Origin of the sequence: Paenibacillus sp. NPDC058071, from assembly GCF_042885235.1 — a bacterium.
Lineage (GTDB): Bacteria > Bacillota > Bacilli > Paenibacillales > Paenibacillaceae > Pristimantibacillus.
Window position 1 is genome coordinate 1 of record NZ_JBHVSK010000035.1, and the last position, 1,661, is coordinate 1,661.

Annotated in this window: 1 rRNA gene; it reads left to right on the forward strand. The window is 54.8% G+C overall.

Features of this window, described 5'->3' with window-relative positions:
• A 23S ribosomal RNA gene (locus ACFVTB_RS27540) occupies positions 1-1,661 on the forward strand; the annotation flags it as partial.

A 1,661-nucleotide genomic window follows, 5' to 3' on the forward strand; every position in this document is an offset into this window, starting at 1 on the left:
AGGACTGGTGGACTGCATTCAAGTGAGAATGCCGGTATGAGTAACGAAAAGACAAGTGAGAATCTTGTCCGCCGAAAGCCTAAGGGTTCCTGAGGAAGGCTCGTCCACTCAGGGTAAGTCGGGACCTAACGCGAGGCCGAAAGGCGTAGTGGAAGGACAACAGGTTGAAATTCCTGTACCACCGAAGATTGTTTGAGCAATGGGGTGACACAGAAGGGCAGTGACGCGGGCTGATGGAATAGCCCGTCCAAGCAGTGAGGCAGAGTTGTAGGCAAATCCGCAACTCGTGTAAGCTAGGCTGTGATGGGGAGCGAAAATTGCAGTAGCGAAGGTCATGTACTCCGGCTGTCGAGAAAAGCCTCTAGTTAGATCTAGGTGCCCGTACCGCAAACCGACACAGGTAGGCGAGCAGAGCATGCTAAGGCGCGCGGAAGAACTCTCGTTAAGGAACTCGGCAAAATGACCCCGTAACTTCGGGAGAAGGGGTGCCTCGGTAGGGTGAATAGCCCGAGGGGGCCGCAGTGAAAAGGCCCAAGCGACTGTTTAGCAAAAACACAGGTCTGTGCGAAGCCGTAAGGCGAAGTATACGGGCTGACGCCTGCCCGGTGCTGGAAGGTTAAGGGGAGCGGTTAGGGGTAACCCGAAGCTGTGAACCGAAGCCCCAGTAAACGGCGGCCGTAACTATAACGGTCCTAAGGTAGCGAAATTCCTTGTCAGGTAAATTCTGACCCGCACGAATGGCGTAACGACTTGGGCGCTGTCTCAACGAGAGATCCGGTGAAATTTTAATACCTGTGAAGATGCAGGTTACCCGCGACAAGACGGAAAGACCCCATGGAGCTTTACTGCAGCTTGATATTGGACTTTGGTACGATCTGTACAGGATAGGTGGGAGCCATTGAAGCATGAGCGCCAGCTTGTGTGGAGGCGACGTTGGGATACCACCCTGATCGTATCGGAGTTCTAACCTAGAACCGTGAAACCGGTTCGGGGACCGTGTCAGGCGGGCAGTTTGACTGGGGCGGTCGCCTCCTAAAATGTAACGGAGGCGCCCAAAGGTTCCCTCAGAATGGTTGGAAATCATTCGGAGAGTGCAAAGGCATAAGGGAGCTTGACTGCGAGACCAACAAGTCGAGCAGGGACGAAAGTCGGGCTTAGTGATCCGGTGGTACCGAATGGAAGGGCCATCGCTCAACGGATAAAAGCTACCCTGGGGATAACAGGCTTATCTCCCCCAAGAGTCCACATCGACGGGGAGGTTTGGCACCTCGATGTCGGCTCATCGCATCCTGGGGCTGAAGTAGGTCCCAAGGGTTGGGCTGTTCGCCCATTAAAGCGGTACGCGAGCTGGGTTCAGAACGTCGTGAGACAGTTCGGTCCCTATCTGTCGCGGGCGCAGGAAATTTGAGAGGAGCTGTCCTTAGTACGAGAGGACCGGGATGGACGTACCGCTGGTGTACCAGTTGTTCCGCCAGGAGCACCGCTGGGTAGCCAAGTACGGACGGGATAAGCGCTGAAAGCATCTAAGCGTGAAGCCCCCCTCAAGATGAGATTTCCCAATTTAGTAAGACCCCTTGAAGACGACGAGGTTGATAGGCTGGGGGTGGAAGCACAGCAATGTGTGGAGCTGACCAGTACTAATCGGTCGAGGGCTTATCCAA